Genomic DNA, 21,221 nt, shown 5'->3' with positions numbered 1-21,221 from the left:
AATCTTAATCATTAATTAATATTAATTGTGTATATTACTGAATAGACCAGATAGCCTAGATTTAGGTGATAGAATTCACTTTAATTGAATCAGATACCTAGCCTAATTACATATTTTTGAGAACCATGAAAATACTAAAACCACTTTTTGATAATAATCGCCGCTGGGCTAAACGTATCGCGCAAGAGAATCCCAACTTTTTTGAACAGCTGGCAACACAGCAAAATCCTGAATATCTATGGATTGGTTGTTCTGACAGTCGTGTACCTTCAAACCAGATTATTGATCTTATGCCTGGTGAAGTTTTCGTTCATCGAAATATCGCCAACTTGGTGATACACACAGATCTTAACTGTTTATCAGTACTTCAGTATGCGGTTGAAGTGCTCAAAGTAAAACACATTATGGTCGTGGGCCATTATGGTTGTGGTGGCGTTAAGGCCGCGATGGGTAAAGCACGTCTTGGCTTAATCGATAACTGGCTTGGCCACATCAGAGATATTCACCGTCTACACAGCACTGAGCTAAACAAACTCGAAGGTAAGGAAAAGTTCGATCGCCTTTGTGAACTTAACGTTATTGAGCAAGTGGGCAACGTAAGTAGTACCAATATCGTTCAAGATGCATGGCTACGGGGACAAAATGTATCCGTTCATGGCTGGATTTACGGTATCGATAATGGACTGTTATCCGATCTGAATGTGACCGTCGATAACGAAAGATTTAAACCTGAATAATTTATTCTACTCTCTCGTTAGTTTCAAAATTGAATTCAAAATAATCTGACTTACGATTATTCTTTGCCTTACAGCCTTTAAATGTACATGATTTAAGGGCTGTTTGATACATACCACTATTTAATGGTTTTTCTTGTAAATAATATTGATAAACATCACAGTTTACCTTCCAATCCAGTTATAATCTCTCACTATTATTCTTTTTATCCCTAAAAAAACGCAAATGATAAGGAAATTTACATGCCCGGCTTTGAACTATTTGGCCCAGAAGAGAAGCAAGAAGTTGCAGATGTATTAGATAACGGTTTTACTTTTCGGTATAACTTTGATCATATGCGTAATGACCGCTGGAAAACTCGTGAAATGGAGCAGCTACTTTGCAAAAAGATGAACGTAAAGCATGCTCATCTTCTTTCTAGTGGTACCGCCGCACTGCAAACAGCTTTAGCTGCAGCAGGTATTGGCGCAGGCGATGAGGTCATCGTACCACCTTTTACTTTTGTTGCCTCAGTTGAAGCGGTATTTATGGCGGGTGCTATTCCTGTATTTGCTGAAATTGATGAAACCTTATGTTTATCACCTGAAGGCATTGAAGCTGCGATCACGCCGCGTACTAAAGCCGTTAACTTGGTTCACATGTGTGGCTCTATGGGTAAAATCGATGAAATAAAAGCCATTTGTGTGAAGCACGATCTTGTGCTAATTGAAGATGCCTGTCAGGCTATTGGTGGCAGCTATAAAGGGCAAGCCCTTGGTACGATAGGTGATGTAGGTTGTTATTCATTTGACTCAGTAAAGACTATCACGTGTGGTGAAGGTGGCGCAGTGATCACCAATAGTGACGCCATTTATAAAAACTCCCATATGTTTTCCGATCATGGTCACGACCATGTGGGGAATGACCGTGGCGCCGAGGATCATCCGATTATGGGTTTGAACTTCCGCATCTCTGAAATGAACTCAGCTATGGGGCTTGCTCAGCTTCGTAAACTCGATACCATTATCGACATTCAACGTAAGAATAAACACACCATCAAAAATGCCATCGCTGATATTCAAGAAATCACTTTTCGTGAGCTACCTGACGTTGAAGGGGATTCAGCTGGTTTTTTGACCTTCATGATGCCAACCGAAGCACGTACCATTGAGATTAACAAGAAATTAGCAGAAAACGGTGTGGATGGTTGCTTTTATTGGTATGTGAACAATTGGCACTACCTAAGTAATTGGGAACATATTCAAGAGCTTAAGTCTTGTTCAGCTCTGCCGATCACATTAATTGAAGATCGCCCTGATTATACTCAAGTCTCTGTACCAAAATCAGATGCTATTATGAGCCGTACTATCTCTATGTTGATCAAACTGTCTTGGACTGAAGAAGAGATTGCTTTGCGAATCGAAAACATTAGACGAGCCTTCGCATAAACAGACGCATTATTGCGTTTCATGCTCGGATTAATGTAACTTCATACCATTACAATATCAAACGGAGAATATTGATATGAGCTTCAAAAATTTTAAATGCGTACCAAAAATGATTTTTGGTCGTGGTTCATTTGTTCAACTTGAAGAAGTCCTAAATGAAGAGCGTAAATACGCGAGTGACTTCGTGGTATTCCTTGTCGATGATGTTCACCAACACAAACCTCTTAGTGCTCGTCTGCCAGTAAAAGAGCATGACTTACTCATCTACGTTAACGTAGACGAAGAGCCAACGACTCAACAAGTTGATTCACTCACAGAGCAAGTACAAGCTTTCAATGGCAACAACCCCGTTAGTGTTATCGGTCTTGGTGGGGGTTCTACACTGGATTTAGCAAAAGCCGTGGCGCTAATGCTAACCAATTCTGGTGGTAGTGCGTTGTATCAAGGTTGGGATCTAATTAAAAACCCCGCTATTCATCACGTTGGCATACCAACCGTTTCAGGCACAGGTGCTGAAGCTTCGCGCACAGCCGTACTTTGTGGCCCAGTTCGTAAGTTAGGTCTTAACTCTGACTACACGGTATTTGACCAGATCATCTTGGATTCTGAGCTTATTGCCGGCGTACCTACCGATCAATGGTTCTATACAGGTATGGATTGTTATATCCACTGTGTTGAATCACTTGAAGGGACGTACCTCAATGAATTTGCCAAAGCCTTTGCCGAAAAATCAATGGCGCTTTGTCGTGAAGTCTTTATAGACGATCATATCGAAAAAGATGACAAGTTGATGATGGCCTCCTACATGGGGGGTATGAGCATCGCTTATAGCCAAGTTGGCGCCTGCCATGCCGTATCTTATGGCCTAGGTTATGTTCTAGGCTACCACCACGGAATTGGTAACTGTTTAGCGTTCGACGTCCTTGAGGATTTCTATCCTCAGGGCGTAGCCGAGTTCCGTAAGATGAAAACTAAACACAATATCGTGCTTCCAAAGGGGATCTGTAAAGATCTTCCCGATGAGACAATTGCTAAAATGGTCGCCGTAACTAAGAGTATGGGACCACTTTGGGATAACGTCTATGGTGAAGGCTGGGAAGAAAAAGTCACTGACGAGATGTTAACGACTCTATTTCGCCGCATCTAATTACAGTTTATAATAAGGGACTCAAAATGAGTCCCTTTTCTATTTGTAAATATAGGTATAACCAATGAACGTAACTCTGTTAATCCCTGCTCGCTATGGCTCAAGCCGTTTTCCAGGCAAGCCTTTGGCGCCGATTAACGGTAAGCCAATGATCCAACACGTCTATGAACGTGCATCTTTGGCAAAAGGCCTAAGCGCTATCTATGTCGCAACCGATGATATACGTATCAAAGATGCTGTTGAATCCTTCGGCGGAAAAGTGGTAATGACAGATCCAGAGGCTGCATCCGGAACCGATCGCATCGATGATGCAATTCAACAGCTAGAACTTAACGATGACGATATCGTCATTAATGTGCAGGGCGATCAACCTTTGATTGACCCGATCGCGATTGAACAACTTATCAGCCTTTTTGAGCGCCATCCTGGTGAGTTTAGTATGGCGACACTCGCTGTCGAAATTACTAAAGAGTCAGAACTTGATAATCCAAACCATGTAAAAGTTGTGTTTGATAATAACTATAATGCTCTGTATTTTTCGCGTGCCAGAATTCCTTTTGGCCGTGACAATAATGATCATCCAGTTTATAAGCATTTAGGGATCTACGCTTATACACGTAGTTTTATCTCTACTTTTGCAAAATTGCCACTAGGTCGTTTAGAAGAGCTAGAAAAACTAGAGCAACTTAGGGCGCTGGAACACGGTCACAAGATCAAAATAGCCATCAGTGCTTTTGATTTTCCTGAAGTCGATACCCCAGAAGACATTCGTATTTGTGAAGCTCGTTTAGCCGTCGACTAATCTAGCCGATAATCAGTTAGACTATGATTAATATATTCAAACTAAAGGACTGTTCATGACAGATCTCGAAACCTGGCTCATCATCATATTGGTGTTAGGAGTCGTCGTTAGTAATCTTGCAGTCCTTAAATACAGTGCCAAATTTAAGATGACACAATTTGGTAAAGACCATAAGAAAACGATTAGCAAGAGTGCTGGTACTGGTCATTCGGATAAGCAGTCAGACGAAAGCCTTCAACCGAGTCAAGATGAACCAAATTCACAGAAAGCTCAATCATCAACGCCTTCCAAAAAGGATGACGATAAAGACTCTGATGGATTTTGGTGAAGCAGTGTTCTAACTATACCTGCTCATGGAGTGGGTATAGTATTCAGATAAAAAAGACCAAAAGAAGCGCTTCTTTTGGTCTTTTTTATTAATTCATACTAATAATCGATGAATTTCATCCCGCTTATCTAATGCAAATAACAACACGACATCGCCTTTTTCTATTTTAGTCAGTGCATACTTAGCGCCAGCTAATGGACTGTCACAAATAGTGATCTGATCTGCAGCAACATCAATGTCAAACAGATGAGTTTTAACTAAAGCAGGGATTTCACCTAGTTCACGTCCTCGTAGATATGACTCCAGTTCAGCAACAATGTATTCATCCGCTTCAAATTTGGCCACTTCATCGGTTAATTCCATCATCTCTTGATCGCTTCTATCACCGGCATGGCTGAACATAACAAGCCGACGTTTCGCTGGGATCATTTTCGCCATTTCAATCACGGCATTCATACTATGTTGATTATGAGCAAAATCAACAATCACCTCAGCGCCGTTATACTGATAACGATTACCTCGCCCAGGGTTGTCATAGGGATCACTGCCAAACTCTTTTAACCCTTTTAATATGGCATCTTCATCCAGTCCGAGCACACAGCACAAACCCATAACCCCCATCGCGTTACGTATATTATAGATAGCTGTACCGTTGAACGTCATCGCAATCTCACTTACTGCGACAGAAAACGAATGTTCTGCATTTACAATATGGATATGTTGCTCATGGAAAAATACAACGGTATGGCCACTCACCATATTAGCTTGAATAAGTGAATTATATTTATCCATGCTAAACCAGCAAATAGTGTGTTTTGTAGTGGCACTTAGCCTTACCAACTCACCATCATCGGCATTCAGAACCAGTACACCAGCAGCAGTTAATCCCTTATCGACAATAAACTTAGCTTCAGCCAATTCAGGCACGGTATTGATGCCATACTGACCTAAATGATCGGCCGCAATATTGGTTATCAAGGCTGCTTGATTATCGCAAACCGGTAAGCCACGTCTCAATAACCCTCCTCGAGCCACTTCTAAAAAGGCTATCTCTGTTTCAGGGTGACGCAATAATATGCGCGCACCGCCAGGGCCTGAATAGTCACCTGTGTCTAAAATGGTCTCCCCCACTCTAATAAAATCTGTAGAAGTGACTCCTGCTCGTAAACCTGCACATCGTGCGATTGTCGATGCTAGGCGAACACTGGTTGATTTACCATTGGTGCCAGTAATAAAAGCTGCCGGAACTTTTTGATAACTCGACCAGTCAATGCTGACTATCTCAGGTAAGTCAGTGACGGGCCAAACTTGACAAGTTTTTCCCGTCCCGAGTGAAAAATAGTCATCATCAACCAAGTAACTAACCCCCTTTTCATTGGCTACTAGTATTAGCGCCAAAAGCTCAGGGTTCACTTCATCAGCAAGATTACTTTCTAATTCGTTGAACTTAATTTTTTTATCAGGGAAAGGAAGTGATAGCAATTGTGCCTCACTTAACAGCCATGCAAGCTGGACAGCTTGACATGCAGTATATAACGCATCAATAGGGGCTGAAATGGATAAGTTCATCCCACCACTAAAATTCCGATAATAGAGACTTTCTTGCTGCCAACCTAACAAGTCAAATATTTCAGACATCTGCTGTTGCCAGCACTGCCAAACAGCTTCATGGCTAACACCGTCGAAATAAACATCGATGAGAGCTCCCGGCTGTAGAGATAATAAATTAGGTCCAGTAATGCGACGAACTTCTTCAAAATTTAGTATTATCATAGACTTATTTCTAATGTCGTTATCACAAAATTAGGCATCAAGTATGATGCCTAAACCAAGATGCTTCTAATCTGCTTCTTCATCATGTTGGGTGACAATACGCACACCTCGTTCATCTTTCACCAATCTTTGCCCTTCCTCTAAAAGGAAAGCATGCTCAACTGGTTCGAATAATATTTCAGCGTAATCAGACGATGGTTTTTCATTAATGTTACGTGTTTGTCCATCATCTCCGAAATGAACAATTTGTTTCCAACATCGGGTAATATTGTCACCTAAAACAATGACCAAATCACCCGGTTCACTGACACTAAGTACGAATTCAACCGCTTCAATTTCACTTGGAATAATCTGGATTTGATCCGCAGTGACGCCAGCAGCCAACAAACTCTGTTGTAACATTTTAGGCACTTCATCAAAGCCTCTTCGACGACGATCATCATCAGCTTTACAGATAAATTCATCAAAGCCTGTTGCACAGATTCTGGCAGCTTCAATAATATCTTCATCCCGGCGATCACCCGGCATCGCCATCACAATACGACGCTTACCTTTAACATCAAGTCGCATCGCCAAGTCTGTTATCGCTTTTATCGCGGCGGGGTTATGGGCGTAATCCAAAATCACTTTAAATGGATGCTCGTCAAAAACATTCATCCGACCAGGGGCTTGATAGAAGGAGTTAGTAAATGTCCGTAAGCCTTGGCTAATGTGGTCCAGTGAGATATTGAACGCATAGGCCATCGCTGCCGCAAACATGGCGTTTTGAACATTATGAAGTGCTTTACCTTCCATGGTAGAGGGGATTAAATGAGTCCAAAGTAATGGAATGTGGGCGCCGTTATCATAGAAGGTAATCATGTCACCGTTAATGCCTTTTTCAAGTACCACGGCCTTACCGCCATTTCTGATATGTTCACGCACCAATCCATGACCTGAGTCCATAGTGACATAACAGATGTGTTTCGCTTTACAATAATCAGCCATCTCTAGGCAGTATTTATCATCAGCATTTAAAACGGCCGTATCCTTAGCCACTTCAACGACGATTCTTTTAACATTAGCCAGTTGCTGAACAGTATCAATACCGCGGGAGCCTAAATGGTCTGCGGTAACATTGATACAACAGGAGACATCCGATTCGTGATAGCCTAGACCTCGTTTAACAATGCCCCCACGAGCGGTTTCTAACACAGCAAAATCGACACTTGGATCGCGTAATACTATTTGCGCTGATTTAGGGCCGGTCATGTCGCCTTTCACACTCAAACGTCCATCGATGTAAACACCGTCAGTTGAGGTCATCCCTGTGGTGTATCCCGCTACTTTAGCAATATTGGCTAACATACGAGATGTGGTTGTTTTACCATTTGTCCCCGTAATCGCCGCTACTGGAATACGCGATCTTTGCCCTGCAGGGAACAACATATCCATCACTTTTCCAGAAACATCACGTGATTTTCCTTCGCTTGGTGCCACGTGCATTCTAAAACCTGGCGCCGCATTACATTCAACAATGGCACCACCAATATCTTTATATGATTTACTAATATCGTCCGTTAAAAAGTCCACGCCACCGACGTCTAAACCGATAGCCTTGATTGCTCTAACTGCCATTTCTCGGTTATCAGGATGCACAATATCCGTTACATCTATTGCCGTTCCACCTGTAGATAGATTTGCAGTAGATCGTAAGAAAAATATTTGATCCTTTTCTAAAATACTTTCAGGAGTGTAACCTGACTTTTCAATCAAGCCATTTGCCTGTAAATCGAGCTCTAGTCGTGTCAGCACTTTTTCATGACCAATGCCACGAAGAGGATCTTCATTCACTTGATCAACGAGTTGGCTTATTGTTAACTCACCGTCACCTTTAACATGCCCCGGAACGCGTTTTGCCACTGCCACTAACTCATTGTTAACGACAAGCATTCGGTGATCGAAACCAGTGACAAAACTCTCGACTAAAACAGCTCGGCTTGTACCATGTTCACTTGCATGAACAAAACCTTTTTCGACTTCGGCTTCACTGTTTAGATTGATACTAACCCCACGACCATGATTCGCATTCAAAGGCTTTAACACCACAGGGTAACCGATACGTTTAGCCGCTCTAATTGCTTGGGTTTTACCATAGATCATCATTTGCTGAGGAACGGGTAAACCGAGATCATTTAATAAATTATGCGTATCTTCTTTATCACAGGATAACTCAACAGCGATATGTTTAGTTTCACTCGTTATTGTTGCTTGAATACGTTGTTGATACTTACCATGACCTAATTGCACTAGACTATATTGATTCAATCGTAACCAAGGGATGTTTCGCTCTTCGGCGGCCTTTATTAACGACCCCGTGCTAGGACCAAACTCTTTTCGTTGCGCCATTCTGATAAAAGATTCAAGCTCATCTTTAAAATCAAAATCAGCCTCTATTTTTGTGACTAACTCTTTTTGTAACGACTCAGGGAGTAATGAAATTAAAAGGGTTTGTGCCAGTATTCCAGCCTCTCTACCAACATCTTTATGTTTGTATTCGTACACAACCCAATAATGCCCGTTTTCAGGTAGTGAGCGGGTTTTACCAAAACTTACATCTGAGCCTGCTAAGTTTTGCAGTTCAATCGCCACATGCTCCCAAATATGCCCCATCCAGGTGCCATCATCTTCTCTCAAGCGTCGTATAAACCCACCTTCCTCTCCATAAGAACAACCATGAGACTGCAATGTAGGAATGGCATCCAGTAATGCAGATACAAAATGTTCACCCAATTTCATAGATGGCCAGTTTTCCAAACAACCTAAATTTAGTTCATATCGCATAACGGGAAAGTTGGCATAAACATTAGGGCCTACAAATATATTGGTCGTAGATATTTTCATTTTTATTTCCTACATAGAAAAAAAAGAGACAGAGAATTTCTCAGATTATTATCCCACTAAGAGTTAATCCCCCTAACGACCATGAAAAAATATACATTTCTAGCGTCAGAGTTTTATTGTTAGATAACTAAATTAGCGCAGAAAATAGGATTTGCAAACAACTAATTAACTATACAGCAGCATGTGATTAATTACTATATATATCAAAGCATTAGAGTAAGCGATACCATGAGTGTTTTTAGAGCTTTATATCCTAAATGCCCTTTATCATTAACGAATTTAATTTTTATCATGATCTATTTTTTCGATGAGGTAAAAATCAAACATCTTCGTTGAGAACGAGAGAAATGTAACTTTCAGGATGGGATAAGAAAGATTTAACAGAGATAAAGATAAGCTAATAAACCAATTTAAAAGCTTATTTTAAGAATGAATTAATCTAGCATGGCCACTTTATTATTGATATCAAAGTGCGAACCAGCTGACAAAATGTGCAACTTAACATTGACGATAGTAATAACATCGCCTCGACTCGCTTCAGCCATCGAAGAATGATCACAATCAGAGGGATCAATGACCGTGACTGAGCCACTACCGACAACTTCAAAAACATTATCTGCATTGATAAATGCCGCAGTATCCTCATCTAAACCAATACCAATTAAGAAAGGATTATACGAAACCGCACTTAATAGGCGAGATAAGCGATTCCTTTGATTAAAATGTTGATCGATAACCAATTGATTATTAAGGCCTAATCCAGGCGCGAGATTTACGCCGTCTTTTGTTGGTACAATACCAGAACTACCACCTATGATCATATGTTGAGAAATTATTGCAGCACCTGCAGAAGTACCTGCAACATGGGTTCCCTGAGCATTTTGCCTGCGAATTGTTTGCGCAACAGGTGTTCCTCCAAGGATTGTCGATAATCTTAACTGATTCCCCCCTGTGATAAAGATACCCGTAGCCTCTTCTAAATGTTGCAGCAAGTCTTCATTTTTTGCATCAGTTCTTTTTGTGATTGGCAATGAATATGTATAACCCGCGCCCAATTCTTCAAATAACTTTTCATATCGTTCACCTGTATCTTCCAACTTAGACGCGGTTGGAATAATAACGATATTGGCATCTTTGCCACCACATAATTCTATAAACTTTTTTAATATATCTGGATTGTTGATCTTTTCTTCGGCGCCGCCGATTGGGATCACATAGCCACGAGAATGACTGTGATGAGCAGGGGAAGGACACATAGTTTATTATTCTCTATTTTATATTTATAATTATTGGCAACCTTTCATCTTGGTTACGGTTATAAAAACAACAGTTAAATGTTATTCAAACATCCCCTTTCGGCAAAGTACGGTTTCAAAAATATGCCAATCTCCCTTTGCCATCACATGGCTAACTGACAAATCATCATTAAATACTACTATATCGGCATCCATACCTTGTGCAAGCATTCCCTTATTTTTAAACTGTAAAAGTTGTGCAACATTTGTGCTGAAAAATGGCAATACTTTCTCAGGTGAATAACCTGACATAAGTAATTGTCTAAACACATCAGTCATTGAAGATGATTTGCCAAAATCTAACTTAACTAAATGACCATGACAATCAAAGTCAGGCAAGCAACCACCACCGTCTGAGCTAATGGTCAGTTTCTCCTGTGGATAATCACTTTCAATATAACGCGTTAATGCAACTTCAGGTTCATAGCCCACATCGCCAGTCTCAAAAGCTGTAACATCAATCCAACAGCCACGCGTCGTCAATTCACATGCCTCTTCAAAGAGTTCTCGCTTACGGTTAACATGGGTTGGATTAAAAGTACGAGCAGGTATTTCTGATCCCGTTAATGCATCTCGTACTAATGACAATCCACGTTCTCCATCCCCTAAATGTAAATGTAAGACTCCCGCCTTATTCGTCATTAATCTTGCAACATGTGCATCTGCAGCAACTTTCAATAACTCATTCAACGTAGGTTGGCTTGAGCGGTGATCGCTAATGGCGAGCTCTCCAACACCAATAACGGGCTCAATGTAAACAATGTCTGATTTTACCGAACCTGTCAGTGTCGTTGGTGGTAGATGGTATCCCCCCGTATAACAATACGCAGAAAGCCCCTCTTCTCTTAACCCATATACTTGCGAAACTAGTGACTCAGTAGAACGGCTAATATCATCGGTACCCAACAACCCCACCACAGTAGTAACACCTGCCAAAGTAAACTCAGACAATGGCACTGGAGGGACTCGAGTGGAAAAACCTGACTCTCCTCCACCACCACAAATATGAGCATGACCATCGATAAAGCCTGGTACTAACATTCGCCCTTGTAAATCGACCTCATTAACACCCAAATTTTGGCTTAACGTCGGGATATCCTTACCCATGTATAGAATTCGACCTCCACCAATAAGCAGACACATTATTCCTTGGGGCTTTGGGGTATAAACATTGGCATTTTTAATAAGTATGAATGGTGTCTGTTTAATAGAAGATGTCATAAGTTTTGATAGAAAATAGTATTAAGATCGAATAGTACAAAGAATAACATATTAAATACGTAACCTTTTAACAATTTAGCATTATCTGCTAAGCATTAAATGCTACATCGACTTGAATAGGAATCACCCACTTTTAACATGAACAAAATAAAAATGGCAAAGACCAAACAGTCATTCTGTTCAGCCTTTACACTTCAGCCACTTAAGATTGTACTCAATAATTTACTTGGCCAACTCCTTTTCTAACGCCTGAGCAACAGCATCCGGGGAGCCTGAGTGTCGAGCAAACATGGTATAAGCAACAGGGATAATAAAGATAGTAAAAAACGTTGCCAGCACGATGCCAGAAAGCACAACCACGCCGATAACAAACCGAGTTTCAGCCCCCGCGCCTTGGGATAATACCAGAGGGACAGCACCTGCAGCGGTAGTTATTCCTGTCATTAAAATTGGCCTTAAACGCTGAGATGATGCCTGTATTATCGCCTGTTCAAACTCAACGCCCTTATCTCTGAGTTGATTAGCAAACTCCACGATTAAGATCCCGTTTTTCGCCGCTAAACCCACCAGCATAATAATCCCTATCTGGCTGTATATATTCAAACTCTGACCTGTCATCCACAAGCCCAGTAACGCACCAAGTGTCGCCAATGGTACGGTCAACATGATGACAATAGGATGGACATAACTTTCAAACTGCGCCGCTAAAACCAAAAAAACAATACCAAGCGCGAGTACAAATACAAAGTACATCGAGCTCCCCGACTCCTGATAATCCAGTGATTGTCCTTTATAACTGATGACAGCTTCAGCAGGGAGGTAAGTTGCGGACAGAGCATTAAGATAAATCAATGCTTCGCCTAAACTATATCCTTCGGCCAAGCTAGCTTCGAGCGTGATCGCGCGCATTCGATTATAGCGGTTTAACTGACTAGCATCGGCAAACTCTTCCACATGGACTAAATTAGACAGTGGGATCAAGGCTTGACTTCTATCAGAGCGAACATAGATATTTTCAAGATCTGCAGCGGTATTTTGGTTATCACGATTCCCTTCAACGATCACATCATACTCTTCGCCATCACGCATAAAGGTGGTGACGAATCGAGAGCCAAGCATTGACTCAAGCGTACGCCCAATATGAGATATTGAAACACCAAGATCTGCGGCTCTATCTTTATCAATAATGACCCTAAGTTGAGGTTTAGTCTCTTTATAATCATGATCTAAACCAATCAAGTTAGGGTTTTCTTTGGCCTTTTCAAGAATAATGTCACGCCACCTAGCAAGCTCTTCATAGCTAGGACCTCCGAGCACAAACTGCACCGGCTTACCGACACCACGACCAAATGCTTGCCTCATGATAGGAAAAGCTCTCACTCCAGCTAAATCCGCTAATCTTCTGCGTATATCCCCAGTGATTTCGGTGGCACTTCTTCTCACAGACCAATCTTCGAGCACAATAATCGCCATACCATTTGAGAAATCAGCATTGCGGCCAAAACCTCTTGGCGCACGGATCAATAATCGCTTTATCTCTCCAGCCTCCACCAACGGCATCAACCGAGTTTCAATCTCATCCATATAGGATTCAATATACTCAAAGCTTGCCCCTTGTGGACCATTTACAATAAGGAACATCGATCCCCTATCCTCTTTCGGAGCAAACTCTTGCGGTACCTCTTTAAACAGTAATACACTGCACGCTAATGCGATAATCACCAATGAACCAATAAAGTAGGGATGCGACATCGCTTTCATAAGTAAGCGTTTATATAACCCTGTCACCACACTCATTCCAGCATCCACTTTTCGCACTAACCAAGGATCATCCCCTGCTGGTTTGAGCAATTTTGAACACATCATCGGGCTTAATGTCAGCGCTACAATACTTGAAAAAATAACGGCGGCGCTCATGGTAACGGCAAATTCTTTAAACAACTTACCTAAATCACCTTCAAGAAAAGTGATCGGCATAAACACCGCCACGAGCACTAGGGTGGTTGCGACAACAGCAAACGCCACCTCTCGAGAACCTAAGTAAGCCGCTTTAAGGGGAGAATCACCCTCCTCGATCCGCCGATGTATGTTTTCCAGTACCACAATCGCATCATCAACCACCATGCCTATGGCCAAAATCATGGCTAATAGTGTCAACAGATTAATGGTATACCCTAAGGCATACAACACGATAAATGTCGCCATCAAGGAGACGGGAACGGTGATCGCCGGGATCAACATCGCTCTTACGCTGCCAAGAAAAAGATAAATAACAATGATCACCAGCAACATCGCAATAAAGAGGGTTTGGTACACCTCTTTCACCGACGCTTCAATGAATACTGAACTGTCATAAGAGCGTTTAATCTCCATGCCAGCCGGTAGGGTTGGATTTATGGTATCAACTAAAGCATTGGCTGCCCTGGCAACATCTAAGGTATTGGCGGTCGATTGCTTAGAGACTCCTAGGCCTATCATAGCTTCACGGTTGCCCCTAAAGGTGATCCTCTCCTCTTCAGAACCAATACTGACTTTAGCCACATCACCAAGCTTGATCAGATATCCATCTTCACCTTCGCTAAGGACTAAATTGGCAAAGTCATCGGGATTACGAAAACTACGCTCAACCCTAACAGTGAAATGTCGCTCCTTTGATTCAACTGAGCCTGCTGGTAACTCAACATTTTCCGAGCGCAGAACTCTTTCAATGTCGGCAACGGTCAGATTTCTCGCCGCTAAGGCTTGTCGATCGATCCAGACACGCATGGCATAAACTTTACCACCACCGATGCGAATATTTGCCACACCGTCAATCACAGATAAACGGTCGGTCAGGTAACGCCGGGCATAGTCGGTGAGTTGTAGTGTCGTCATCTGATCAGAAACAAGGTTCAACCACATGATCACTTCATCACCACCGTTGGCTTTTTGCACTTCTGGAGGCTCAGCCTCTTCAGGTAAATTATTGAGTAACCCAGATACGCGATCTCTGACATCATTGGCTGCAGCCTCTATGTCTCTGCCAACATCAAACTCTAATGTAACCGTCGAGCGACCATCACGACTCGAAGAGTTAATGTGGCGGATCCCTTCGACGCCACTGATTCTATCTTCAACCAATTGAGTGATTCGGCTTTCTACTACTGATGCACTGGCACCTCGGTAGTTAGTTTGTATCGACACGACGGGCGGATCGATATTGGGGTATTCTCTTAAAGGCAGTTTATCGAATGCAACCAGGCCAAATACAATTAACAGTATGCTGATAACAGAAGCAAATACCGGTCGCTTTACCGACAGATCAGTAAGTATCATGCCGTTGGCCCAACTTTAGCTTTCTTTAAGAAACTAAAACTTTCACTAAATTGGACTTTAACCTTATCACCGGGTCTAACCTTCAAAATACCGCGGATCACAATTTGTTCCCCCGCGACAACTCCCTCTAACACTTCCACCCAACCACGCTTGCGAAGACCAAGCTTAACTTGCCTTTCAATCACTTGGTTATCACTGCCAATTAAATAAACATAATGCCGATCTTGTATCGGAATGATGGCTGACTCAGGTAAAATAAGCGCATCTCGACTCTCTTTTATCAATTTGACCTTCATTAACATACCAGGCAGTAATCTATGGTGCGTGTTGGGGATCTTTGCGCGAACAATGACGGTACGAGTTGTCGGGTTAACTCGACTATCAATTGAAGTCACTTTGCCATTAAAGAGTTCATCAGGAAAAGCTATTGCTGTGGCTTCAACATTTTTACCTATGGCAAGTGAAGTAAGAAAACGTTCAGGAACAGAGAAATCAAGCTTAATCACAGAGATATCATCTAGGGTGGTCATCACTATGCCAGGTGAAACTAAACTGCCAACACTGATCTGACGTAAGCCTAACCGTCCTTGAAATGGCGCGTTAATACGTCTGTCTTTGAGTTCAGAGCTTGCCTGAGCAAGTTCAGCTTTGGCGGTATCGATTAGGGTTTGCAACCTATCACGCTCTAACTCTGCAATTGTTTGGCTAGTGACTAAGGCACGGATCCTGTCAAGTTCTCGCTTATGTTCACTAACTCGCACTTTTGCGGCAGTCACTCGCGCGACTTGTGCACTATCTTGAAGCTGGACCAACAAACGGTCTTTGTGTACCACATCACCATCATTAAAATAGATGTGGGTCACCACCTCTGTCACCTTAGGTGTCACAGTGATAGATTCATTAGCTTTAGTGGTACCTAACGCTTCAACTTCATCTCTTATGGTTTGTATTTCAGCTTTAGCTACCACAACATTTGCAATGGGTCTTGGTTTTTGTACCGCTGTTTTAGTCGTTGAATAAAATGTTTGATAAGCCAAGAAGACAAGAGAAAGAAGGATGAAGGTTATTATTATTTTTTTCATTAATTATCCGCAGGTTGTATTAATACTGCCCATAAACCTTATGGTGCACAATTTACACAATATATTTTACCTATCAGACGCATTTCATCAATAGCCCTTACCGTTGCTTACAAAATATATGCAAACCAAACATATTACCATCATTTGGTATTTGACAAAATTTATGCATAAAAAAAGGAGGCTTAGTGCCTCCTTAATAAGTATCAACATTGAAAATTAACGAACTTTACGTTCCTCTTTCATCAATTCAGCTAACCCTTCATATATCGCTTCTATTGCTGCATTATCTAAAGGTTGATTTTCAACATCATGAAGATAGATCTCAGTTTTGTCTTTAGTTGCATCTTCTTTCAGTTGTAAACGGTATGAACCTTCGTTGATAGGAAGATCCTTTTCATTCCACAAAGAGCTCCAGAAACCTGAATCATCGTTAACATTGACATAGTAAAGACCTTTGCCGACGTCCATATCAATAATTTCAAACCCTAGTTCAGGCAATACAATACGAAGACGTTCCCACGTTCGCTTAAACGGCGCATCCGCAAGCCAATATGATTGCACTACATCCTCGCCTTCTACATCAGGGCCAGAACCTTTAATCACTGCAACGTCGATACCTAAACTCTCTTTAATACGTTTAGCTTTAATCGACTGCGCACGTTTAATGCTCATATAAGCAACAGCATTATTAAGCATATCTATGGTATAACGACGCTTATCTTCGCCACTTAAAACAATATCTTGTTGTTCACCATTAAAGCTCTCTGCATGCTCAATCAAATCGATAGAAATATTGCCACTACGCCCATGAGGACGAACATCGACATGGAATTGATAACGCTGACGAAGCAGGTAAATCTCATCGCTACCCCATAGATTTGAATCTATTATCTCTTCGCTTTCTAACCAATCGGTTTCTATTATCCCTTTCTCGTAATCTTCATTTAAAATCGCGATAGATTTACTCGATAAGTAAGATTTTAATACGTCAAAGAGCTCTTTTTTAAGATCTATATCATTATCGATAGACTCAACAACGATTTTAATATTGTCACTACCCTCTTCAACACGAGTTCCTTCAGCCATGGGTAAGACTTGCAATGGCGGACGAATGTCCAACATTTTACCGACTAATGTCACATCACTTTTAGCACCAAACTTAGGAATTTCATACTCTTTACTGTAAGTAGGCGTATTTAACCCATCAGGAATGACGAGTGCGGGTTCGATAAGTGCGTTGACATATTCATCACCGCCATTAGCTTGTCTACGATCGACTGGCGAGCTACAAGCTGTAACAGCTGCGATCAAAATTAAGGGAGTCACTTGCTTTAACATCTATTAATTAACCTCTATTCGGGCATTTTTCATTGCATCTAATAACAGACCATGGAACTCAGTAGAAAGTTCCGTTAAAGGTAATCTAATCTCCCCTTGTCTTATCAAGCCCATACGATGAACTGCCCATTTAACAGGAATAGGGTTCGCTTCACAAAATAGTGCTGTGAAGAGTCCCTTGATGATATTTTCTGCCGCTATCGCAGTTTGCATGTCACCCGATGCAGCTGCATCACACATAATCTTGAACTGTCTTGGGACTATGTTATTAGCAACAGAGATTACCCCATTACCGCCAAGAGACAAAAACTCTCTGGCTGTGGCATCGTCACCGCTATAAAGTAAAAAATCATTGCCGCATAGCTCACGTAAACGCTTCACACGACTCAAATCGCCGGTCGCTTCTTTTACACCGATAATATTAGGGACATTAACCAATTCCGCGATGGTCTCAGGCAACATATCAACGGCAGTACGTCCAGGAACGTTATAGAGTATTTGTGGAATGTCTGTGCTCGCCGCCACTGCTTTATAGTGGGCAATAATACCTTTAGGACTCGGTTTATTGTAATAGGGAGTAACACCTAGCATGGCTGCAACACCAAGTTTAGATTGTGCTTTAGTTAATTCAATGGCTTCTGCAGTAGCATTACCGCCATTGCCGCCGATCACTGGCAGTCTACCCGCGGCGAATTTAACCGTTTGCGACACGACTTCGATATGCTCTGGAATTGGTAGAGTAGCAGACTCACCTGTGGTACCTACCGCTACGATGGCATCAGTCCCCTCAGTAACATGGTACTCAACTAACTGTTCAAGACTTTTATAATCTACTGAGCCATCACTATTCATTGGTGTGATTAAGGCTACGATGCTTCCATTTATCATGTGAGTTCCCCCAGAATTCAGGATGGCTATGGTACTGATGCTAAGCACTAAAAACAAGCATTTCAGTGTTTCTCTAGCGTTAAGACTTCTTCATTATGAAAACTATTCAATTTTAATGCCCAGATAACAGACAAAGATCGCATCTTAAGTAACTTGTGGTAGCATTGCGACACTAAAAAACGTACAGAGTATATATACGTTTTGATAAAAATAAGGAGAGTTCATGTCCAACCATCTTGTTGTTACTGCTATGGGATCTGACCGCCCGGGAATTGTCAGTAAATTTGCAAGACTTGCAAGTGAATGTGACTGTGACATCGTCGACAGTCGAATGGCCTTATTTGGCAACGAGTTCACTTTTATTATGATGCTTGCAGGTTCTTGGGCATCCATCACAAAGATGGAATCTACGCTGCCAAATTTAAGTGTTGAACTTGAATTGATGACAGTGATGAAACGCACCTCTAAGCACACAGCACAACATTACGCCTCTCGCCTCGAAGTCACCTTCAACGGTAAAGATCAACGTGGGACAATGAGAAAAATAACCCAATTTCTTGCTGATCGTTCATTAGATCTAGCTGCGGTAAGATCCCACGCTGAAGAGGACAATAATGGCGAGCCGACTCAAGCTGTATTTTTGACCATCAACGTACCTGAGAAAGTTGAATTGGAAAAGCTCGAGATCAGCATCAATCAACTTGCACAAGAGATGTCTCTCGATTGCACTATCGAACGTATGCGAGAAATTACCACGTCATAGTTAGGAATAGATATGAAAACATTAGTCACAGGTGAACAAGCTCCCCTATTCACCTTAAAAAATCAACAAGATGAAGCTATTTCACTAGAGACATGTCTTACCCAAGGCCCAGTACTTGTCTATTTTTACCCTAAAGCTTCTACACCAGGCTGTACGGTTCAAGCGTGTGGATTAAGAGACAGTCGTGAAAACCTTGATGACCTTAAGGTCACGGTATTAGGCATAAGTCCAGATCCTGTCACCAAACTTGCTCGTTTCTCTGATAAACAAGCCTTGAACTTTTCCCTACTCAGCGATGAAGACCATGCTATTGCCGATGCTTTTGGCGTATGGGGAGAGAAAAAGTTTATGGGTAAAGTCTATGATGGAATACATAGGTTAAGTTTCCTTATTGGACAAGATGGCAAAGTTGCACATGTATTTGATAAGTTTAAGACTAAAGATCACCATGAGGTGGTTCTGAATTACATTAAAGCAATGTAAACTAGAATACAGATAAAAATGCCCGCTGATGCGGGCATTTTTATACCGAACCTAAACAGTTCTAAAATAAGTAGGGCCAAATCAATACACCAGCAATACTCCACATAGTGACACAAATAGCGCGATCCAGATAACTCCATGCTTTAGGCTTTTGAAACAGTGGACTTAAATACCTCGCTCCGAAACTAAGACTAAAGAACCATACAAATGAGGCCAACACAGCTCCCGCACCAAACATCGGACGATCGACCCCTTCAAATTGAGCACTAATGCTGCCTAGCAACACTACAGTATCTAAGTAGAGATGTGGATTAAGTAAACTAATCCCCAAGGTTGTTAATACCGCCGCTTTTAATGTATCCCCCCCTTTTACAGCTTCTGCGACCAAACTTTGAGGTGTAAATGATGATTTTAATGCTTTAGCACCATAAATAAACAGGAAAATGGCACCACCTATACTGGCAATATCCTTTATCAAGGGAAACGCTAAAATAAGATGCCCTAATCCCGCAACACCTGCGGTGATCATCAAGGCATCAATTAAAGAACATAAACCGGCGATAGGCAGTGAATGTGAACGTTTCAGCCCCTGTTTTAATACAAACGCATTTTGCGCACCAACGGCCATTATCAGGCTTCCGCCTATTCCAACACCTTGTATGAATGCTTGCATCTCTTTTACCTTTAACACCACTGATAATCATTAATTAGCGCTAAGTTTACATAAGCAGTGAAAATAAATATATCTAATGTTTTTTATGCTGTATAAGTAAAACTTATACAGCATCCAATATTAACAGGATCACTTCAATGTTTGACTATGCTCTTCTGCATGCTTTAGCTGTGGTGATCTCTGAAGGGGGATTTGAGAGAGCCGCCAAAGTGCTCTTCATCTCACAACCTGCAGTGTCTCAGAGAATAAAACAGTTAGAAGAAAAAATGGGCCAAGCCTTAGTGATCCGCTCTTCGCCTGTTGAAGCTACACCAACAGGAAAACGCCTGCTACGACACTATTCTCAAGTACAGCTATTAGAAAGTGAACTCAGAGTCGAAATGGACGTAGACGACCCTAAACTACCAACTATTGTAAAAATTGCTGTTAACGCCGACAGTTTAGCGACATGGTTTCTGCCTGCACTGTCAGATGTTTTTAAACGTCATCAGTGGTTATTAGAGCTCATTGTCGATGATGAATCTTATACCCATAACCTGTTGAAAAATGGCGAAGCCGTTGGCTGTGTGACGACAACAAAAGAGCCTTTGGCTGGCTGCAGCAGCCAATATTTAGGAGAAATGGAATATCTGTGTGTAGCGACACCTGAGTTTGTTGAACAATATTTCCCTATAAATATTACCCCTACTTCACTAGAGAGAGCCCCCGCAGTGGTCTTTTCGACCAAAGACAAGTTGCACGAAAAATATTTGCAAAAGTATTTTAAAATGAGAACCGGCAGTTGGCGAGAACATAAGATCCCCTCATCAGAGAGCTTTCTCGAGGCCATTACTCTGGGAATGGGGTATGGATTAGTTGCTCACCTTCAGGCTAAGCCCTTAATCAAAAAGGGAATTTTAATTGAGTTAACCCCTGATAAACGAAAACAAGTGCCACTCTATTGGCAACATTGGAATATTAAAGCAAAACAAACCACCATAGTTTACCGTTCCTTAGCGGTGACAGCGAAGCAATTGCTTTGCAATAGTTAACAGCCAACTAGAAATGAAAAATGGGGCTAACGCCCCA

The 21,221-nt window shown here is 41.6% G+C and carries 17 protein-coding genes; 8 read left to right on the top strand and 9 right to left on the bottom strand.

The annotated features are described in order from the left end of the window. The first annotated feature begins 125 nt into the window (after window positions 1-125). The 5 genes from can to HWQ47_RS12390 all read left to right on the top strand — a co-directional run bounded on the left by can (window position 126) and on the right by HWQ47_RS12390 (window position 4,439). Window positions 126-737 (top strand): carbonate dehydratase, encoded by a 612-nt coding sequence (gene can, locus HWQ47_RS12410; RefSeq protein ID WP_269971422.1) that lies wholly within the window; start codon window positions 126-128, stop codon window positions 735-737. Between the two features lie 240 nt (window positions 738-977). Then, window positions 978-2,162, top strand: coding sequence for an 8-amino-3,8-dideoxy-alpha-D-manno-octulosonate transaminase KdnA (kdnA, locus tag HWQ47_RS12405; RefSeq protein WP_269971421.1), 1,185 nt, complete (start codon window positions 978-980; stop codon window positions 2,160-2,162). Between the two features lie 76 nt (window positions 2,163-2,238). Then, entirely contained in the window at window positions 2,239-3,309 is a 1,071-nt protein-coding gene (gene kdnB, locus HWQ47_RS12400) for a 3-deoxy-alpha-D-manno-octulosonate 8-oxidase KdnB (protein WP_269971420.1), read from the top strand. A gap of 64 nt (window positions 3,310-3,373) precedes the next feature. Then, entirely contained in the window at window positions 3,374-4,111 is a 738-nt protein-coding gene (kdsB, locus tag HWQ47_RS12395; RefSeq protein ID WP_269971419.1) for a 3-deoxy-manno-octulosonate cytidylyltransferase, read from the top strand. Between the two features lie 55 nt (window positions 4,112-4,166). After that, window positions 4,167-4,439 (top strand): DUF2897 family protein, encoded by a 273-nt coding sequence (locus HWQ47_RS12390; protein ID WP_269971418.1) that lies wholly within the window; start codon window positions 4,167-4,169, stop codon window positions 4,437-4,439. Window positions 4,440-4,532: 93 nt separating this feature from the next. Here the strand turns inward: HWQ47_RS12390 and HWQ47_RS12385 are convergent, their stop codons facing one another. The 8 genes from HWQ47_RS12385 to dapA form a co-directional block, all read right to left on the bottom strand. Continuing rightward, entirely contained in the window at window positions 4,533-6,212 is a 1,680-nt protein-coding gene (locus HWQ47_RS12385; RefSeq protein WP_269971417.1) for a Mur ligase family protein, read from the bottom strand. 66 nt (window positions 6,213-6,278) lie between these two features. Continuing rightward, window positions 6,279-9,095 (bottom strand): cyanophycin synthetase, encoded by a 2,817-nt coding sequence (cphA, locus tag HWQ47_RS12380; protein WP_269971416.1) that lies wholly within the window; start codon window positions 9,093-9,095, stop codon window positions 6,279-6,281. 434 nt (window positions 9,096-9,529) lie between these two features. Continuing rightward, the gene (locus HWQ47_RS12375; RefSeq protein ID WP_269971415.1) at window positions 9,530-10,351 is read right to left on the bottom strand and encodes a cyanophycinase; all 822 of its coding nucleotides are present in this window, start codon (window positions 10,349-10,351) and stop codon (window positions 9,530-9,532) included. Window positions 10,352-10,432: 81 nt separating this feature from the next. Then, entirely contained in the window at window positions 10,433-11,611 is a 1,179-nt protein-coding gene (gene iadA, locus HWQ47_RS12370; RefSeq protein WP_269971414.1) for a beta-aspartyl-peptidase, read from the bottom strand. Between the two features lie 222 nt (window positions 11,612-11,833). Beyond that, window positions 11,834-14,926, bottom strand: coding sequence for an efflux RND transporter permease subunit (locus tag HWQ47_RS12365; RefSeq protein WP_269971413.1), 3,093 nt, complete (start codon window positions 14,924-14,926; stop codon window positions 11,834-11,836). Next, entirely contained in the window at window positions 14,923-16,008 is a 1,086-nt protein-coding gene (locus tag HWQ47_RS12360; RefSeq protein ID WP_269971412.1) for an efflux RND transporter periplasmic adaptor subunit, read from the bottom strand. The genes HWQ47_RS12365 and HWQ47_RS12360 overlap by 4 nt, the downstream gene beginning before the upstream one ends. 216 nt (window positions 16,009-16,224) lie before the next feature. Then, entirely contained in the window at window positions 16,225-17,346 is a 1,122-nt protein-coding gene (bamC, locus tag HWQ47_RS12355) for an outer membrane protein assembly factor BamC (RefSeq protein ID WP_269971411.1), read from the bottom strand. A gap of 3 nt (window positions 17,347-17,349) precedes the next feature. Beyond that, the gene (dapA, locus tag HWQ47_RS12350) at window positions 17,350-18,234 is read right to left on the bottom strand and encodes a 4-hydroxy-tetrahydrodipicolinate synthase (protein ID WP_269971410.1); all 885 of its coding nucleotides are present in this window, start codon (window positions 18,232-18,234) and stop codon (window positions 17,350-17,352) included. Between the two features lie 223 nt (window positions 18,235-18,457). Here dapA and HWQ47_RS12345 point away from each other — a divergent pair, with 223 nt between their 5' ends. Both HWQ47_RS12345 and bcp read left to right on the top strand, forming a co-directional pair. Then, window positions 18,458-18,997 (top strand): glycine cleavage system protein R, encoded by a 540-nt coding sequence (locus HWQ47_RS12345; RefSeq protein ID WP_269971409.1) that lies wholly within the window; start codon window positions 18,458-18,460, stop codon window positions 18,995-18,997. A gap of 12 nt (window positions 18,998-19,009) precedes the next feature. Continuing rightward, entirely contained in the window at window positions 19,010-19,480 is a 471-nt protein-coding gene (gene bcp, locus HWQ47_RS12340) for a thioredoxin-dependent thiol peroxidase (RefSeq protein WP_269971408.1), read from the top strand. A 61-nt stretch (window positions 19,481-19,541) separates the two neighbouring features. Here bcp and HWQ47_RS12335 read toward each other — a convergent pair whose 3' ends face one another. After that, entirely contained in the window at window positions 19,542-20,153 is a 612-nt protein-coding gene (locus tag HWQ47_RS12335; RefSeq protein WP_269971407.1) for a LysE/ArgO family amino acid transporter, read from the bottom strand. Window positions 20,154-20,290: 137 nt separating this feature from the next. On the opposite strand from HWQ47_RS12335, the gene HWQ47_RS12330 reads away from it, so the two are divergent. Further along, a complete protein-coding gene (locus HWQ47_RS12330) occupies window positions 20,291-21,184 on the top strand; it encodes a LysR family transcriptional regulator ArgP (protein WP_269971406.1) in 894 nt (297 codons plus the stop codon). The last annotated feature ends 37 nt before the right edge of the window (window positions 21,185-21,221 follow it).

The organism is Shewanella sp. MTB7, assembly GCF_027571385.1.
Lineage (GTDB): Bacteria > Pseudomonadota > Gammaproteobacteria > Enterobacterales > Shewanellaceae > Shewanella.
The sequence above is the reverse complement of the archived record's forward strand: the minus strand, read 5'-3'. Positions and strand labels throughout refer to the sequence as shown.